Raw genomic sequence first — 15,144 nt, forward strand, 5'->3', positions numbered from 1 at the left:
TAGGACAAAAACTAAAACTGTGATCAAAAGGTAGGAGGAAATTATGAAACGTAAAGCATCGGCCATCTGGAAAGGCAGCCTTAAGGAGGGTAAAGGAACTATCTCAACCGATAGTAGAGTCTTATCCGATACCCCTTATTCTTTCAGTACCCGTTTTGAAAATGGTATCGGGACAAATCCTGAAGAACTCATTGCGGCAGCCCATGCAGGCTGTTTTTCCATGGCTCTCTCGGCTCAACTGGGAGAAGCAGGGATGGTCGCACAAAGCATCCATACCACTGCTACGGTTACGCTGGAAAAACTTGAAACCGGGTTTACTATCACGGCGGTTCATCTCGATGTAACGGCTCAGATTCCAGGTGCTGATCGGGCTGCCTTTGAAAAAGCAGCCCATAAAGCTAAAGAGGGATGTCCGGTCTCCCGGGTTTTGAATGCAAAAATTACCATGGACGCAAAGCTAGAGACTTAAAAATCTGGGGTTTTATCTCATTTCTGATCGGATAAAACTTATCAGGATAAAGGAAGTATGGAGAGATAAAAATCCTGGGATGAATTTTATCTCAATCTTATCCCTGACAAGGAGGAAGAGAAGATATGATCACATTTATTGTAAATGGAAAAGAACAAACCGTAGAGGTTATTCCTGGTACCCCTTTATTGTGGGTGCTGCGAGATAATCTCGGCTTAACCGGCACCAAATTTGGCTGTGGCATGGCCCAATGTGGAGCCTGTACGGTACACCTGGATGGAAATGCCATCCGTTCCTGTGTGACGCCTATAGAAGCCGTCTCTGGGAAAAAAGTTACCACCATTGAAGGACTGTCCCCGGATACCAGTCATCCTTTACAAAAAGCCTGGATTGCTCAAGACGTACCCCAATGTGGCTACTGCCAATCCGGCCAGATCATGGCGGCAGCCGCCCTGCTGGCCCAAAATCCGAATCCTACCGATGCCGATATCGATGAGGCCATGTCCGGGAACATCTGTCGCTGTGGCACTTATCAACGAATTCGAAGTGCCATTCATCAAGCGGCCAAGATGATGAAGGAAGGAGGTCAATAAACCATGAATCAGCCTACAGGAATCACACGGAGAGATTTTTTCAAAGTCGGTTTAGTTGCAGGAGGCGGATGGGTTTTAGGATTTTATCTTCCCAGAGGAGAAGGAGGTTGGGGTAAAGCAGCAACGGAATCTGCAACGATTTTTGCCCCCAATGCCTGGATTCGCATAACTCCCGCTGGGACCGTGACAGTGATGCTTCATAAATCAGAGATGGGACAGGGGATTATGACTTCGCTGCCCATGTTGGTGGCCGAAGAGTTAGAGGCGGATTGGAAGATGATTCGACCTGAATTTGCTCCGGCTGATGAAGCTTACTTTACCTGGATCACCCCCACCTTTGGAGCTCAATTCACGGGAGGAAGTCGTAGTATTCGGGGATCCTGGGAAACCTTACTCAAAGCAGGAGCCGTAGCCCGGGAGATGTTGATAGCCGCAGCCGCTGAGACCTGGGGAGTAGAAGCCAAGACGTGTCAGGCTGAGGATGGCGAAGTGATCCATCCAGCCAGTGGGAAGCGGGCCTCTTACGGTTCCCTGGTCAGTAAAGCCACTACAGTACCTGCTCCTAAAGAAGTTACTCTGAAAGATCCTAAAAACTACAAGTTCATCGGCAAACGGATGGCCCGCGTGGATACTTTTTCCAAAGTCAACGGCAGTGCCGGGTTTGGCATTGACGTGAAAGTGCCCGGGATGTTGGTAGCCACGGTGTTAAGATGTCCGGTGTTTGGAGGGAAATTAGCCCGTTATGATGACTCTAAGACGAAGACCATTCCCAGTGTCAAGCAGGTGGTTCCTATATCCAGCGGAATCGCGGTGGTAGCTGAAGGATACTGGCCTGCCAAGCTGGGATTGGAAGCCTTAGAGGTGCAATGGGATGAAGGAGAACATGCTCAACTCAACAGTGAGAAGATTCGGGAAGAGTTTAAGAAGGCCTCGGAGCAAGCCGGAGCAGTAGCCAGAAGAGAAGGAGATGCCTTGCATATGCTGGCCGTGGTAGGGAAGACGGTGGAAGCCGTATATGAAGTTCCCTTTTTGGCCCATGCAACCATGGAACCTATGAATTGCACGGCGCATGTGCGGGAGGAGGGATGTGATATTTGGGCTCCAACCCAGGCCCAGACGGGAACCCAACAAACAGCGGCAAAGATCACAGGACTACCGGCTGAGTCGATCCGGGTCCATACCACCCTGTTAGGCGGAGGCTTTGGAAGACGATTTGAAATTGACTTTGTAGCAGATGCCGTGGAGATATCCAAGGCCGTAAAAGCCCCGGTAAAGGTAATCTGGTCGCGGGAAGAGGATATGCGCCATGGTTTTTATCGTCCGGCAACCTATAATGTTTTGAAAGCCGGAATCGATGGAAAAGGGAACCTGGTGGCCTGGACCCATCGAATCGTGGGACCTTCGATTCTGTCTCGGGTATTCCCAGATAGAATCAAAGATGGCATTGATAGCAGTTCTGTAGAGGGGGCAGCGAATATTCCCTATTCCATTCCCCATATGTATGTAGATTATGTGATGAAGAATACGGGAGTTCCGGTGGGTTTTTGGCGCTCGGTGGGAAGCTCCCAGAATGCCTTTATTACAGAAAGTTTTATCGATGAAATAGCAGCAGCAGTCGGGAGAGATCCCTATGAATTTCGTCTGGAATTGCTGACCAAGGCTCCCCGTCATAAAAGGGTCTTAGAGTTAGCAGCCAGCAAAGCGGGATGGGGACAACCGTTACCAGAAGGAAGATATCGGGGGATTGCCGTAGCGGAGTCTTTTGGGAGTTATGTAGCGGAAGTTGCAGAAGTATCCGTAGATAAAGAAGGTCAGGTGCGGGTCCATCGGGTGGTATGTGCTGTGGATTGTGGGAAGTATGTAAACCCGGATACCATTGAGGCCCAGATGCAAGGAGGAATTGTGTACGGATTAACGGCGGCGTTGAAGGGAGAAATTACCATTGAGAATGGGCGGGTGAAGCAAAGCAACTTCCATGACTACGAGATGTTACGGATGGAGGAAATGCCAGTGATAGAAGTCTACCTTGTGGAAAGTCAGGAAGCCCCCGGAGGAATAGGAGAGCCCGGAGTACCTCCCATTGCTCCTGCAGTAACCAATGCAATCTTTGCAGCAACCGGAAAGCGAATCCGTAAACTACCCATTCGCGCAGAAGATCTGAAGAAAGCTTAACTATAAATTCGGGGAATAGGGGCAAGAACGGGAAACTCTTTCTTACAAAAACTACCTCGAAAACCCTCAAGAGGTAACCTGACAGAAACCTCAGTCACCTGGATTGGGTGGCTGAGGTTCCTAATCCTTTAGCTGAATCGATCCCTTCCCTTTTCACCCAACCCGGCTCTAGTAAAGCAAACTTTTAGCACAATCCGAGAGTAACTCGCGATTAAGCGAAGTATAAGTCGTCTGACCTTCTTTCCGTTTTTTAATTAACCCGGCTTCCGCTAAGATTTTGGAGTGATGACAAAGTAAGGAATGACTGATATGGGCCTTCTCGGCAATCTCCGATCCGGTCATTTCACTGTGGTTGGCCAGTATTTCTATGATTTGTAATCGTGTTGGATCCGAGAGGGCAGCAAGAATTTTTGCACGCTGCTCCCTTTCAGCTTTTTTGTCTACCTCATGTCTACTTATCATGATCTAATTTTATTCCTCCAGCTTAGGGTTATACCACCAATTTCTCCTTTACCCAATTTCTATTTTATAATAGAAAACAACGGAAAGATTGTCAAATGTTTAAATAATTAAATAATTAATTAACCACTTAATAAAAACTTCCTCCCATCGGTTTTTAAGGGTTTGAACAAATTTACAGGAAAAGCAAAGTTTAAAGTCACTTGACTTTCAAGTTAGTGAATGATTCCAGGGACCACCTGGATTTTCTATTGCCTTCAATTGCTATACTGGTACATAGGGGTAAGCTGAAAATAGAAAAAATTCCATCCCCAAACAATCTTTAGCTATTTACCCTACCTTGACGCAATGAAAGTTTGAAGCTTAACTTATAAAACAACCGGCAAAAAATATTTAAACCAGGATCATCTTATCCTGATTCAAAGCCTGAATTGGGAGAAGGATTGAGTCACATCTTACACCCTGGTCAGGGTGGTTTAGGAAAGAAAGCAAGAAGTATAAAAAAATAAAGGAGGAATCTATGTCACAGGCAGAATTAAAAAAGGCTCTCCATTCAACCCATGAGTTGGAGATAACGGTAACCGGGAGAAAATCGGGCCGGGCAATTTCTTTGCCGGTATGGTTCGTTCAGGAGAACAACAAATTATATCTTTTACCGGTCAAAGGATCTGATACAAACTGGTATAAGAATGTACTAAAAAAACCGGCTATGCAGATTTCTGCCGGAGGAATTAAAATTTCTGTGGAAGCCAAGCCCGTTACTGATGTAGCCAGGGTTAAGGAAATTGCAGATAAATTTAGAGCCAAATACGGTGCCGGAGAGGTTAAAAAGTACTACTCAAAGTTTGATGTGGGAGTTGAAATCGATCTTACCGCGTAGCAGGAAAAGTTTATACCCCTATCAAAGATTTAAATAGTTAAATAGGTACTTGACTATTAAAGAAAACATCCTATATTACACTCATGATAAAATTATCACCTTATCTCCGATTAAGGTAGGCAACAACCCATTGAAAGGATCATCAGAGCGTAAGTGCTGGAGAAACCTTTATTCCTTCCATAACTTAATCCTATTAAACTCTGCAGTATGGCTTGCACTTTGCGTATCTGGGGTTAGAGAAAAATAACTTTATGTGGATTGTTCGACTTGCGCTACGTCGTCCTTATACCTTCATTGTCATGGCTCTGCTTATTATACTGCTGGGTATTGTAACTATAACCCGCATGCCCACGGACATTTTGCCTGAGATTAACATTCCTATTGTGAGTGTCATATGGAGCTATGGAGGCATGGCACCGGAGGAAATGGAAAAACGCGTTGTGACCTTTAGTGAGCGCTCCTTTACGACTACGGTTAATGATATCGAACATATTGAATCCCAGTCCATGAACGGCGTGAGCGTTATCAAGGTATTCTTTCATCCCAGGGCCAAAATTGAGGCAGCAGTTGCTCAAATGGCCTCCATTTCACAAACTGTTCTGCGTGTGATGCCTCCTGGTATGCAACCCCCTTTGATTATCCGGTATAGTGCTTCCAATGTACCTATTCTGCAAATTGGGGTTGGGAGCAAAACGTTGTCAGAGCAGCAACTTTATGATTACGGATTTAACTTTATTCGTACCCAGTTGGCGACCGTTCAAGGGGCTTCGGTTCCTCTCCCTTATGGGGGTAAGCCCCGGCAGATCATGGTGGATATAGACCCCCAGGCCCTTATGTCTAAGGGTCTTTCTGCTATGGATGTCGTAGCTGCCATCAATGCCCAAAATCTGATTATGCCTGCCGGGAATGCAAAAATGGGGGAACGCGAGTATAGCATTCGGCTTAACAGCAGTCCAGAGGTGGTTGATGCCCTCAATAATTTGCCGATCAAGCAAGTCAACGGAGCTACCATTTATATTCGCGATGTAGCCCAGGTGCGGGATGGTTTTGCCGTGCAAACCAATATCGTAAATCAGAACGGGCGACGTTCTACCCTGCTTACCATTTTAAAAAGTGGAGGAGCTTCAACTCTGGATATTGTAAATCGGGTCAAGCAAAGACTCCCCAGCATTCAGGCAACCCTGCCTCCTGAACTGGAGTTAAAGTATCTCTTCGATCAATCCATTTTTGTACGGGCTGCTATCGATGCAGTTGTCAAAGAAGCGGTTATTGCTGCTTGCTTGACGGCTTTGATGATTCTTTTATTTCTTGGTAGTTGGCGAAGTACCCTTATTGTAGCCATTTCAATTCCCCTCTCGATTTTATGTTCTATTCTTGTACTGAGTTTTCTCGGTCAGACCCTCAATATCATGACCTTAGGTGGACTTGCCCTGGCCGTCGGGATTTTAGTGGATGACGCAACGGTTGAGATTGAAAACATCCACCGCAATCTAGGGCAACGTAAGTCTCTTATCCAGGCCATCCTGGATGGGGCTCAACAGATTGCAACTCCGGCGTTTGTTTCGACGTTATCCATTTGTATTGTCTTTGTACCGGTATTTTTCCTGACAGGTGCCGTTCAATCGCTATTTACTCCTCTGGCCATGGCCGTGGTTTTTGCCATGCTGGCCTCTTACTTACTTTCACGAACTCTGGTACCCACCCTGGTGAAGTATCTGCTTCCTGGGGAGCTGCGTCATCATCAGATCGAGAGTGGCAATGGACACCCGACTACTTCCCGTAATCCTATTTGGAGACTCCACTATGCCTTTAACCATCAATTTGAGAAGTTTCGCAACGGATATCGGAACAGCCTCGCCTGGACCCTGAATCATCGGCTGGTGGTTTTTATTTTGTTTACTACTTTTTTTGTAGGCTCTATGGCTTTGTTCCCATTCATCGGGCAAGACTTCTTCCCAAAAGTCGATGCAGGTCAGTTCCGTTTGCATGTAAGAGCCCCTACCGGAACACGAATCGAGGAAACCGAACGTATTTTCCACCAGGTTGAGAATACTATTCGGAATGTCATTCCGGCCGATGAGCTGGAACTCATTCTCGATAATATTGGTTTGCCGGTGGGTGGGGTTAATCTGGCCTTTAGTGATACGGCCACCGTGGGTCCCAGTGATGGGGAAATTTTAGTTGCACTCAAAAGCGATCGACATGGCCCAACCCATGAATATATCAAACAGTTACGTCAGAGACTTAGAAAGGAGTTTCCCCATTTGACCTTCTTTTTCCAACCTTCTGATATTGTTACCCAGATTCTGAATTTTGGTTTACCGGCGCCCATTGATATTCAAGTGGTCGGTCGTAGCCCTAAAAACTATGAAATCGCCAAACAGATTGAAGCCCGGGTAGCCAATATTCCAGGTGTAGTGGATGTACATCTCCATCAAATCGTGGATGCTCCGGAGTTACGGATCAATGTAGATCGAACTCGAGCAGCTCAGGTAGGGCTCACCCAGCGGGACGTGGCAAATAATTTACTCATCTCCTTAAGCTCGAGTAGCCTGATATCTCCAAACTTTTGGTTAAGTCCTCAAAGTGGAGTCACGTATACCGTTGCCGTGCAGATCCCCCCGTATAAAATGGACTCCATGGACGCCCTTCAGGGCACCCCTATCGCTACAACCGGTCAGAACTCTCCTCAACTTCTAAGTAATCTGGCTACCGTGGAGCGACGCAGATCGGTTGCCGTGATAAATCATTACAATGTACAGCCGGTTTTTGATATTTATGCCAATGTTCAGGATCGAGATTTGGGGAGTGTTGCCCGTGAGGTCGATCGGATTATCGAAGAATTTAAACCCAAGCTTCCAACTGGTAGTTTCCTCGTGGTACGTGGCCAGGTGGAGAGTATGAGATCTGCATTTTTAGGTCTGGGGGGTGGGGTATTATTTGCCATTATACTGGTTTACTGCTTAATGGTCATAAACTTTCAATCCTGGCTCGATCCCTTCATTATTATCATGGCGTTACCTGGTGCCCTTTCGGGTATCCTGTGGATGCTGTTTGTTACCCAAACCACCTTTAATGTCCCCTCTTTAATGGGGGCCATGATGAGCATGGGGGTCGCAACGGCCAATAGTATTTTGCTGGTAACTTTTGCCAATGAGCAACGGCAGGCCGGGAAAGATGCCCTTCAAGCCGCCTTAGTTGCCGGATATACACGGCTTCGTCCGGTTTTGATGACGGCCCTGGCCATGATCATTGGGATGTTACCTATGTCCCTGGGTCTGGGTGAAGGTGGGGAACAGAATGCCCCCCTGGGTCGAGCGGTCATTGGCGGGCTGACGGTCGCTACCTTCGCCACCCTTTTCTTTGTACCCATCGTTTATAGCATTCTGCGGCGTAAACAACCTCAGCACGTTGATATAGAGGAGATAGCTTTATATAGAGAGAAGACTTCAACCCTGGATGTGAGTCCTCAATTAAATTAGCAAAGAAATGGTAACGGCTTTAGCCCTCTCCAAATGGAAGAATAACTAAAGTCGTTACCATCATAGGCTGATAGGAAACAAATCCTTATGGATTCTAAACCCCATGAATCTTTACAGTTACCTATAAACCCGACATCGGAGTCCCAGTCTGAAATCTCACCCCTAGATACCCAACAACTTCAGGCACCATACATTCTGGAAGAACCAGCCTCTGAAGCGGGTAAACGCAGCAGTTTGTCCCGTTTTCTTCTGGTTGTCGCCATAATAGGGGTGACATTGGCAGGTTTATTGACTTTGGGTATTTTACCCAGAATGCACCGACAGGCCGAGTTAACGGCTGCAGTAGAGGCTTTAAAAACCGACGTTCCTATTGTTAGCGTAGTTACAGCTCAACAGGCTCCCGCAACCGTAGATTTAGTCCTACCCGGTAACATTCAAGCCCTCCAGGAAACCCCTATTTATGCCAGAGCTACCGGATATTTGAAGAAAAGGTTTGTAGACATTGGGGACCGGGTCCAGGCAGGTCAACTGCTTGCTGAGATTGAATCACCGGAGGTAGATCAGGATTTAGCCCAGGCTCGGGCGAATTTAGCCCAGGCTAAGGCGGCGTTGCAACAAGAACGTGCAAACCTGCAACAAGAACGTGCAAAGTTACAACAGGCCCAGGCTGCTTTAGAATTTTCCCGTAAAACCCTTCAACGCTGGAAACAACTCGGGCAGCAAGCTCTGGTATCCTATCAAGAAGTCGATGAAAAACAGGCTGCCTTTGATGCTGCTCAAGCCAATGCCGAAGCAGCCCAGGCTACCATTCATGCAGCCCAGGCGAATGTGAATGCAGCCCAGGCTCGCGTGGATGCCAGCCAGGCCAGTGTCCAGCGCCTCTTGACATTACAATCTTTTCAAAAAGTGACGGCCCCCTTTGCTGGAACCATTACAGCCCGTTATGTAGATGTAGGGGCTCTGATTACAGTAGGTACCGGTACGAATAATCAGGCCCTGTTTAAAATTGCGCAAAGCGACGTTTTACGGATTTATGTAAATGTGCCACAAACCTTTGTAAACTCCATTCAACCGGATCAGCCTGCAGAGATTTCAGTGCAGGAATTCCCGCAAAAAACTTTTGCAGGTAAGGTGGTCAGTACGGCCGGTGCTCTGGATCCAACCTCCCGTACGTTGCTTGCAGAAGTAAGAGTAACAAATGAAAACAATCTGCTCCTGCCGGGAATGTATGCACAGGTTAAGTTTACGGTCACCCGTTCTAATCCCCCGGTCCTGGTACCCGGTAATGCCCTGGTGATTCGCCCGGAAGGTACCCAGGTCGCCACCGTTACCAAAGATCAAACCGTGCATTACCAAAAGGTCACTGTAGGACGGGATTATGGAACTCAGTTGGAAATTATTTCCGGTCTTGAAGCCAATGAAACGGTCATTTTAGATGCAACCGATGACCTGCAAGAGGGCATGAGGGTACAGGCTGTAACCCTCAAGAAAGAAGAAAAGAAATCCTAATAAAGGACCAGACCGATTTTCAATGAACCGAGGGGGATGATAAAAACACCGGGAGGTTGAAAATAAAGCTGGAAAGTGGTAAATCCCCGGGTAAGGGTCTAAAGTGTGTTGTGAGATAAAGAAAGGAGTGGGGATCATGGAAAAACGGACCCTTGGAAAGACCGGGATGCAGGTCAGTATCCTTGGCTTTGGCGGATCCGAAATTGGTTATGATAAGGTTCCCCAGAAGACTGTAAATGAAATACTCCACAGGGCGTTGGATGCAGGATTGAATGTGATTGATACAGCAGAGTGTTATAGGGATAGCGAAGAGAAGATCGGACGGGCCATAGCAGGGCGTCGGGATCAATGCTATTTGTTCACCAAATGCGGTCATGCGGCGGGTCTCCCTTTTCCAGATTGGGATCCACGTTTACTGGAACAAAGCATTGAACGGAGCCTACGGCGATTGCAAACAGACTATTTAGACCTGGTGCAACTCCATACCTGTTCGGAAAAGATTTTACGTCAAGGGGCAGTTATGGAGGGGTTACAACGGGCACGCCAAGCCGGGAAGATCCGTTATATAGGTTATAGTGGTGACAGTCGAGCGGCCCTCTATGCCATTCAGACCGGTTTATTTGATGTCTTACAAACTTCCATCAACCTTGCCGATCAGGAAGCCATCGATCTTACCCTCCCCCTGGCCAGACAGCAAGGGATAGGTATCATAGCCAAGCGTCCCTTAGCCAATGTCGCCTGGAGAACGTTTGAAAAACCGGAAGACGGGCATACCCCCAGCTACTGGGATTTACGAGGCTATAATGAAATTTACGCAGAACGTCTCCAACAACTGGATTATGACTTCTTGAAAGGTGCTCTGCGTACTGCTATTGGAATTGCCCTGCGATTCACCCTCAGCGTAGAAGGGGTCGCAACGGCCATTGTGGGTACCACCAAGCCCGAGCGCTGGCATCAAAACGCAGAGTTACTGGCAGCCGGACCCCTGGACCCCAAACAATTCGAAGCAATCCGTACACGCTGGAAAGCCGTCGCCAAACCCCACTGGATTGGACAGGGATAAGAGTTTCGTTGGTCATTCAATATCATCTGGAAGGTTAAAATAATTCTCCGGATTCCTCTTGTGAAGAGGAGTCAGGAAAGAGGATAATGGGAATAGAAAAACAAACACAACGCCTCTACCTAAAGGGTCTTAACGTTTCCCGTTCAGGAAACTGGCTACGTGCTCTCCAATACTTCCGACAATGCCTGGAGATCAATCCTGATTTCTCCCAGGCACATTATGAGATCGGTACGTTATATTATAAGAACGGTCATTGGGAACAGGCTCTTTCTCATTTAACAAGGGCGGTAGAGCTGAACGGGCAGAATATTCAGTATCACTTTGCCCTGGCCAATGTTTACCTGGCGCTCAATCAACCGGCACAAGCTTTAGGAATTTACAGAAAACTGGAAAAAATGAATTCAGAAGCCAGTCCGGCCCTCTATTTGAATATGGGAATTGCCTATAAAGCCATGGCAGATTTTGAACGGGCTAAGGAGTGCTTTCATCGGTCTATTCAGTTAGCCCCTCAAAGTCCAGAAGCTCTGGATCACCTTGGGCGACTTTATCTGGAGCAAGGCCAGAATGAAGAAGCCAAAGTGGTCTTCCAAAAGCTGGTTAAGTTGAACCCCAATTACCTGGGAGCTCACCAGGCACTGGGATATTTGTACGCCAAAGAATCGAACTGGCAAAAGGCCCTGGATGAATGGAATTTAATTCTGGCCTTTCAACCCCATCGAGAAGATCTTCTGTATCAGATTAGCAAGGCTCAAATCAGACTCAATCAACCCGATAAAGCCATCAAAACTCTTCGACGGATCCTGAATATCCATCCAGATCATCTCTCTGTCAGGCTGGAGATGATCGCCCTGCTCATCAGCCTGGAAAAGTGGGAGGAAGCCCGATTGGAATTAGAGCATGCTAAAAAACTCGATCCGAAAAATCCAACTTTACAGCAACTACTTCAAGAATTAATAATCAGAAATAAAGCTCCTTCTCAAAAAGAGGAATAACCTTGTTCATTTGTATCCGGGCAAGTCCTAGATTCAATTCTTTAGTTTCTGCAGTAAACGCTAAGAAATATTTATCTCCGATCAATCGAATAATGATGGTGGCTTGCTCCATCATAAAGATAAGCTCCTGAGGTTTTCCTACTCCCAGGCTATCAGAGGTTTTTTTCGCTAAAGAAACCATGGAAGCCAGTTCCGCGTCTGCAACGGCAAGGTCAAAGTCTGGATTGGTATTAAAGGAAGCTATTCCAATTCCATCCTCTCCGGTAACCCCCGCAGCTATCCCTCCAGGTGTTGTGGTAACCAGGTACTTAAGCTTTTCTTCATAACTAAATCCCGATAATCCCAATTCTCCTGCCTCTTCCTCCACTTTACCGTCCTTCGACAGGCTTAAAGCAGGACTTTGGGATAAGCCCGGGCCGGATTCTAAAGTTCGTTGAGGGGAAGTTTCTCCGGTGACCGGTTTGGAGGATCTACCTTCGAGTTGGGCCATTAAGGCGGCCAGGTCTTGTCCCTCTCCGGGAAGTTTTGGGGGGGTACCTCCTCGTTCCAGTTGGGACATGGCTGAAGCCAGATTGTAATCCCCTTTACTTTGGGTTTTTCTAGTTTCTTTCTCTACCTGATCAAATAAGTCCGGCTCTGGTTCCGTTTCTGATATCTCCGCAAATTCTTCCTCATCTGTCACCAACCCCTCTGCTTCTTCGACGGCTTCCAGATCATCGGTAGATAATTCTGTAACCTCCTCCCCTTCTTCCGCTTCTTCAATTTCCCCTTCATCCAGAGAATCCTCATCGATCCCAGCTTCCATGTCCCGCAATTTACGCTTCCAAATTTTCCCGGTAGCCGTCTTAGGAAGTTCATCCAGGATTTCCACTGAACGGGGAACTTTAAAAGCTGCCAACTTTTCTCGGCAAAAAGCAAGTAACTTTTGTTCCTCAAGCCTGGCACCCGGCTTAGGAACAACAAAGGCTTTGGGTATTTCCCCCTTCACAGGATCTGGAATACCGATTACGGCAACTTCCAAAACCCCGGGGTAGGTCGAGAGGATTTCTTCTATTTCCCGAGGATATACATTTTCACCCCCCACAATAATCATATCCTTCTTGCGATCCACAATGTAAACGTACCCTTCTGAGTCCATGCGACCCATATCCCCGGTATAAAGCCAACCATCACGAATCGCTTTATGGGTTGCCTCCGGATCTTTATAATACCCTTTCATCACATTCATACCCCGGACGATAATCTCACCTACTTTACCGGGGGGAACTTCCTGACCTTTCTCATCCACAAGCTTCCACTCGACCCGAGAGACAACCTTGCCGATAGACCCAATTTTTCGCTTATGGAGAGGATTTACCGAAACCAGGGGAGAGGTTTCTGAAAGGCCATAGCCTTCATAGATCTTGGCCGGAAACTTCGATTCAAATTTCTCTACAATGGCTTTGGTTAAAGGAGCACCGCCACAGAAGCAAAGTCGTAGGGAACTCAGATCGTATCGACTTAAATTGGGCATGTTTGCCAGGATGGCATACATGGTGGGAACCCCTACAAATATGGTTACCTTCTCGTCTTGAATCGTCTGAAGAACCGGTTGAGGAAGGAAATGATCCAGAATGACCAGGGTCATTCCCCCAAAAATAGGGGTTAAAACCGTTCCGGTAACGGCCAAAGCATGAAACATAGGAACACAACAAAGGGGGATATCCTTTCGGCTTGCATTGAGGGCATTACCAATGGCTACCACATTGGTTAGAAGATTGACATGGGTCAACATAGCACCCTTTGGAAGACCGGTTGTACCGGAGGTATAATAAATGGCCGCAATATCCTCTAACCCAATATCGGGCTTGTAATTCTCACCGGATTCTTGTTCCAGGATCTCGGAAAACGAGAGGTAATCCCCTTCATCACTTAAACTAATCACTTCTTTCAGTTGAGGAAGTTTAGGTAGGATGAGACTCAGGAGCTGGTCATAAGGAGGGCCTGTGATAATAATCTTACTATCTGAGTGATCAATAATATAGGCCAATTCATCTCCCTTCAGAAGGATATTCAGGGGGACAACTGCAGCCCCCGATTTAAAAACCCCAAACATGCTGATGACAAACTCCGTGCAGTTGGGTAATAAGATCCCGACTTTGTCTTCCCCAGCTTTTATTCCCAAGGCTACCAAAGCTCTGGCCAGTTTATTGGCCCTCGCATTTAACTCACGATATGAAATACGCAAACCTTTATAGACCAACGCAGTCTTATCTGGAAATTGACCTGCACTTCGCTCTAGCATCTCACCTAATGTCATACAGGACCACCTCCCCTTCAGGTATTTACGTTCTTCCCAAAGATTATCAGAAAAATATTTCTAACATAGCCTAAAAAATTTGCAAGTAAAAAATTTACCTCTCACATTTTTTGTAGAGGTCTATGGGATCTTGAAGAATCAGGAATATTTTCTATCAATTTATCATAAAAAGGCTCCTGACCCCTCGAAGTCTGGGCGGTAGCCACCCCTTACACATCCAGCTAAGGAGTGAACCTGGAGGTCTAGACATCCCCAGGGGGAATTGGGTGGGTAACCTTCTAAATCCTCCTTCAAGGGGAGTGTTCAGGCCGAAAATGAGACCTTTCCCTTTCTTAGCTTGATACATAGGGGAGTAACCCCAAAGAACCATCCTTACGGTTTATACAGGGTTTCAAAGGGAGAAATGGTATAACCCCTAAGGGGAGAGAACAATGAATTTTCTAACTCTAAAAGGCATAAACATACTTTACTCTGTTCAGGAAGGAAGTCAAAAAAAAGATTTACCTGCTCTGGTGTTCATCCATGGGGCCGGTGGGGATTTTACTGTATGGTTGAATCAGTTGAACTATTTCAAAGAAAAAACCGACGTTTATATACCTGAACTCCCGGGACATGGCCAATCCAGAGGCTCCGGTGCAACTTCCATTACAGAATATGCAGAAATTGTAAAAGATCTCTTAGATACTTTAGATCTTGCCTCTATAACGCTGATCGGCCATTCCATGGGAGGTGCCATTACCCAGCATCTGGCCTTATCCTACCCGGATCGATTTAAAAGTATCGTTTTGGTAAGTACCGGCGCCAGGCTTCGGGTTTCCCCTGACATTCTAGGTCGAATTAGAGACCATTTTCAGGAAGTTGTGGTAACGATCTGTGATTACGGCTTTGGACCCGAAGCCCCAAGAGATCTTATCAGCCAGACCCAGGAACGGCTCCTGCGAAATTCCCCCGAGGTACTTTATGGAGACTTTGCCGCCTGTAATCAGTTTGACTTGATGGAAAAAGTTCACCATATTACCCTTCCGACCCTCATCCTTTGTGGGGAAGTAGATCGTTTAACCCCGGTTAAATATTCCCGGTACCTCCACGAGCAGATATCGGGCTCTGCTCTGAAACTTATAGAAGGTGCCGGACATATGGTGATGCTGGAAAAACCTGACGAATTCAATCGAGAGTTGGAAATATTTATAAAGCTCCCGTAAGTCCAATATAAAAACTACTCGGAA

At 46.7% G+C, this 15,144-nt stretch carries 11 protein-coding genes; 9 read left to right on the forward strand and 2 right to left on the reverse strand.

Annotated elements, in window-relative coordinates; all coding sequences use genetic code 11:
* The first annotated feature begins 43 nt into the window (after positions 1 to 43).
* The 3 genes from VNM22_06895 to VNM22_06905 all read left to right on the forward strand — a co-directional run bounded on the left by VNM22_06895 (position 44) and on the right by VNM22_06905 (position 3,234).
* A complete protein-coding gene (locus VNM22_06895; GenBank protein HWP46873.1) occupies positions 44 to 469 on the forward strand; it encodes an OsmC family protein in 426 nt (141 codons plus the stop codon).
* 125 nt (positions 470 to 594) lie between these two features.
* Positions 595 to 1,062 (forward strand): (2Fe-2S)-binding protein, encoded by a 468-nt coding sequence (locus tag VNM22_06900; protein HWP46874.1) that lies wholly within the window; start codon positions 595 to 597, stop codon positions 1,060 to 1,062.
* A 3-nt stretch (positions 1,063 to 1,065) separates the two neighbouring features.
* Entirely contained in the window at positions 1,066 to 3,234 is a 2,169-nt protein-coding gene (locus VNM22_06905) for a xanthine dehydrogenase family protein molybdopterin-binding subunit (GenBank protein HWP46875.1), read from the forward strand.
* A gap of 168 nt (positions 3,235 to 3,402) precedes the next feature.
* Here VNM22_06905 and VNM22_06910 read toward each other — a convergent pair whose 3' ends face one another.
* Entirely contained in the window at positions 3,403 to 3,696 is a 294-nt protein-coding gene (locus VNM22_06910; protein HWP46876.1) for a metalloregulator ArsR/SmtB family transcription factor, read from the reverse strand.
* A 517-nt stretch (positions 3,697 to 4,213) separates the two neighbouring features.
* Between VNM22_06910 and VNM22_06915 the strand changes: the two genes are divergently transcribed.
* The 5 genes from VNM22_06915 (at position 4,214) to VNM22_06935 (ending at position 11,619) form a co-directional block, all read left to right on the forward strand.
* Positions 4,214 to 4,573 carry a nitroreductase/quinone reductase family protein gene (locus VNM22_06915; protein ID HWP46877.1) on the forward strand — a complete coding sequence of 120 codons (360 nt, stop codon included), beginning with the start codon at positions 4,214 to 4,216 and terminating at the stop codon, positions 4,571 to 4,573.
* A gap of 251 nt (positions 4,574 to 4,824) precedes the next feature.
* Positions 4,825 to 8,055 carry an efflux RND transporter permease subunit gene (locus VNM22_06920; protein ID HWP46878.1) on the forward strand — a complete coding sequence of 1,077 codons (3,231 nt, stop codon included), beginning with the start codon at positions 4,825 to 4,827 and terminating at the stop codon, positions 8,053 to 8,055.
* A gap of 87 nt (positions 8,056 to 8,142) precedes the next feature.
* Positions 8,143 to 9,564, forward strand: a complete 1,422-nt coding sequence (locus VNM22_06925) for an efflux RND transporter periplasmic adaptor subunit (GenBank protein HWP46879.1) — start codon at positions 8,143 to 8,145, stop codon at positions 9,562 to 9,564.
* A 136-nt stretch (positions 9,565 to 9,700) separates the two neighbouring features.
* Positions 9,701 to 10,627 (forward strand): aldo/keto reductase, encoded by a 927-nt coding sequence (locus tag VNM22_06930; protein HWP46880.1) that lies wholly within the window; start codon positions 9,701 to 9,703, stop codon positions 10,625 to 10,627.
* Positions 10,628 to 10,713: 86 nt separating this feature from the next.
* Complete coding sequence (locus VNM22_06935) at positions 10,714 to 11,619, forward strand: tetratricopeptide repeat protein (protein HWP46881.1); 906 nt, start codon at positions 10,714 to 10,716, stop codon at positions 11,617 to 11,619.
* On the opposite strand, the gene VNM22_06940 is transcribed toward VNM22_06935, so the two are convergent.
* Positions 11,585 to 13,918 carry a long-chain-fatty-acid--CoA ligase gene (locus VNM22_06940; GenBank protein HWP46882.1) on the reverse strand — a complete coding sequence of 778 codons (2,334 nt, stop codon included), beginning with the start codon at positions 13,916 to 13,918 and terminating at the stop codon, positions 11,585 to 11,587. The genes VNM22_06935 and VNM22_06940 overlap by 35 nt on opposite strands.
* Before the next feature lie 431 nt (positions 13,919 to 14,349).
* Here VNM22_06940 and VNM22_06945 point away from each other — a divergent pair, with 431 nt between their 5' ends.
* Complete coding sequence (locus VNM22_06945; GenBank protein HWP46883.1) at positions 14,350 to 15,120, forward strand: alpha/beta hydrolase; 771 nt, start codon at positions 14,350 to 14,352, stop codon at positions 15,118 to 15,120.
* Positions 15,121 to 15,144 lie beyond the last annotated feature (24 nt).

This window comes from Candidatus Limnocylindrales bacterium (genome assembly GCA_035559535.1).
Lineage (GTDB): Bacteria > Moduliflexota > Moduliflexia > Moduliflexales > JAUQPW01 > JAUQPW01.

Excerpts from the sequence above, each read along its gene's own strand:
- VNM22_06905 (HWP46875.1), top strand. The coding sequence starts at position 1,066 with ATGAATCAGCCTACAGGAATCACACGGAGAGATTTTTTCAAAGTCGGT.
- VNM22_06925 (HWP46879.1), top strand. The coding sequence starts at position 8,143 with ATGGATTCTAAACCCCATGAATCTTTACAGTTACCTATAAACCCGACA.
- VNM22_06895 (HWP46873.1), top strand. The coding sequence starts at position 44 with ATGAAACGTAAAGCATCGGCCATCTGGAAAGGCAGCCTTAAGGAGGGT.
- VNM22_06940 (HWP46882.1), bottom strand. The coding sequence starts at position 13,918 with ATGACATTAGGTGAGATGCTAGAGCGAAGTGCAGGTCAATTTCCAGAT.
- VNM22_06910 (HWP46876.1), bottom strand. The coding sequence starts at position 3,696 with ATGATAAGTAGACATGAGGTAGACAAAAAAGCTGAAAGGGAGCAGCGT.
- VNM22_06930 (HWP46880.1), top strand. The coding sequence starts at position 9,701 with ATGGAAAAACGGACCCTTGGAAAGACCGGGATGCAGGTCAGTATCCTT.
- VNM22_06920 (HWP46878.1), top strand. The coding sequence starts at position 4,825 with ATGTGGATTGTTCGACTTGCGCTACGTCGTCCTTATACCTTCATTGTC.
- VNM22_06900 (HWP46874.1), top strand. The coding sequence starts at position 595 with ATGATCACATTTATTGTAAATGGAAAAGAACAAACCGTAGAGGTTATT.
- VNM22_06935 (HWP46881.1), top strand. The coding sequence starts at position 10,714 with ATGGGAATAGAAAAACAAACACAACGCCTCTACCTAAAGGGTCTTAAC.
- VNM22_06915 (HWP46877.1), top strand. The coding sequence starts at position 4,214 with ATGTCACAGGCAGAATTAAAAAAGGCTCTCCATTCAACCCATGAGTTG.
- VNM22_06945 (HWP46883.1), top strand. The coding sequence starts at position 14,350 with ATGAATTTTCTAACTCTAAAAGGCATAAACATACTTTACTCTGTTCAG.